At 40.7% G+C, this 2268-nt stretch carries 1 protein-coding gene and 1 pseudogene; one reads left to right on the top strand and one right to left on the bottom strand.

The window, feature by feature from the left end:
• Positions 1-103 precede the first annotated feature (103 nt).
• On the top strand, positions 104-1192 hold the full coding sequence (locus HEQ50_RS12470; RefSeq protein WP_168900821.1) for a site-specific integrase: 1089 nt from the start codon (positions 104-106) through the stop codon (positions 1190-1192).
• A gap of 58 nt (positions 1193-1250) precedes the next feature.
• Here HEQ50_RS12470 and HEQ50_RS12465 read toward each other — a convergent pair.
• Positions 1251-2268: pseudogene (locus HEQ50_RS12465) on the bottom strand (BREX-1 system adenine-specific DNA-methyltransferase PglX); the annotation flags it as partial.

Below are 2268 nucleotides of genomic sequence, written 5' to 3'. Positions count from 1 at the left end.
CTCACATCGCTGACGATAACCTATCACACTGTCGATCTCCCGTTGGCTAACTAAGCAATCTGTGACAAAATTGTGCCAATTGAAGAATTATGGAGGGTAAACTATGGTAAGTTATCGTAAACGTGGCAATGCTTGGCAATATGAAATTTCTTACAAGGATCAAGACGGTAAGTACAAGAAGCTTCGTAAATCAGGATTTCTATTAAAATCTGAGGCTATTCTAGCAGCCAGTAAAATTCAAACTGAGCATCCCAACCTATCGACAGTCCAGTCTGGTAGCGAATCCCTGGTATCCTACTACAAACGCTGGATTCAAGTCTATAAACAAGGTGCCGTAACACCCATTACCTATAATAAATATCAAAACACTGCTAAACACGCAACCGAATTATTTGGTGATCTTAAACTGAAAGATTTAACCAAATTACTCTATCAAGAACGGTTAAATAAATTTGCGGAAAACCACGCTCGCAGAACAGTCTCATGTTTTCACAAGCAGCTACGTGCCTGCATTCTTGAAGCTTTAGATGAAAAAATAATCACCACAGATCCCACTAGAAAGGCTGTCGTCACTGGTCGCGAACGGCCGAAGATTGCCAAGACTTTAAACTACGATGATTGGGTCAAACTACTCCATCACCTGGACACCTCTAAAATTGGTGAAATGATTATTTATCTCGCCGCTGTTACCGGTATGCGTTACGGTGAAATCGTTGGTCTTACAACGAATGATATTGATTTACAGGGCCGCTTAATTCACGTTAATAAAGCCTGGGATTATAAATATAAAACTGGCTTCATGAAAACTAAAACGCGATCATCAGTCCGAGACATTGCCATTGATCAGCAAACCGTCCAATTGCTTCAAGCGTTTCTCACAACCTACTCCACAAGCCCCAGTCGTCCAATTTTTATGGATACGACAGGTCACATTCTAGTCAGCGCTGAAATCAACAAAATCCTAACCGAGAAACTGGAATTTTTAAATATCCCACGAATCACCTTCCATGGTCTACGACATACCCACGCTTCAATTCTACTCTACAAAGGGGTCAGCGTGCTTTCCGTATCTCGTAGACTAGGCCACAGCAACATCACAACAACGCAATCCACCTATCTACACATCATCAAAGAACTGGAATCGCAAGATCAAGATAAGATTATTTCCATCCTGAATAATATCTCAAAATAGTTGGCACATAACTTGGCACAAAGGGGGCTTCTCATTGATTTGAGAGGTCCCCTTTGGTTTATTTTAATTTAGTTAAAATTGTATTCCCATCTTGAAGTTTTTCGTAGTTTACAACTACACCATCATCCAAATCAAGTTCAATTTGTTGGTTCGCAATATGCTGAATTAAAGGATCATACTTCTTAATTTCGTCCAATTGTTGGGTTAAATGCTTCAACTCTCTTTCGTAACGCCGCTTCTGACTAGCAACTGTCTCATTACTCTCCAATTGTGATAATTGGTCAATCCTTAGCTCATACTTGCCCTGAAGCGGATGCAAGTAGTTAGTCCGTAACATTGCTAGCTCGTTGGCATCATAGCGATGAAGATACATTAATGCTTTAAAGCCATTGTGACGACCACTGTTAAACTCCCAATAAATAGGTCGTTTTTGATAAATCTTTTTATGGTCCTTGAAGAAGTCCTCAACGAAGTAACGCCGAATAGCCGCTTCATCCGTGTCAGCTTTCTTACCAACTACCGAAGCAATATAAGCGATATTTTCTTCAACCATTTCTGACCCGAACGTAGCCGTTAAGAAGGCTTTCAGCCGATTGATGATATCGCGTGAATCACCAAAATAGTCAGCATCATTGAGCATCAACACGTTGTCCTCGTTTGGCACAAAGGATTGATACTTACTTGGATCCCAATCGCCGCCGGCAAACGCTAAGCCCTCTACATCTAATGAATAACGCCCAAACACAACTCCAATAAAGTATGACAGGAAAGATTTAATGTCGCGTTCTTCGTCAGCCAACCTAACAGAAACGTCTTTATCAGCCACTTCTGGCGTCAGTTCATCGTTTAGTCCGTACAGATCAATAAAAATTCTATTCAGCTTTTCTTCGTTTGATTTAAGCTGATCAAAACGATTTTGAGCCTCTTCTTGCCATAAAGCAAAAGCATTCTTGAGCTTGCCAGCCACTTCATTTTGCTTATCGTCAGCGATGTGAGTAAGGAGCGGATGGCGGGTGAAGCTCCAGGAATTTTCAAAAGAATTCCAATCAATTTTAGATAAGTGTATAAGCTGGGTT

The sequence above is a fragment of the Lactobacillus sp. HBUAS51381 genome (genome assembly GCF_012641095.1).
Lineage (GTDB): Bacteria > Bacillota > Bacilli > Lactobacillales > Lactobacillaceae > Levilactobacillus.
Note: the sequence above shows the minus strand (reverse complement) of the source record. Positions and strands in the feature narration are given on the sequence as shown.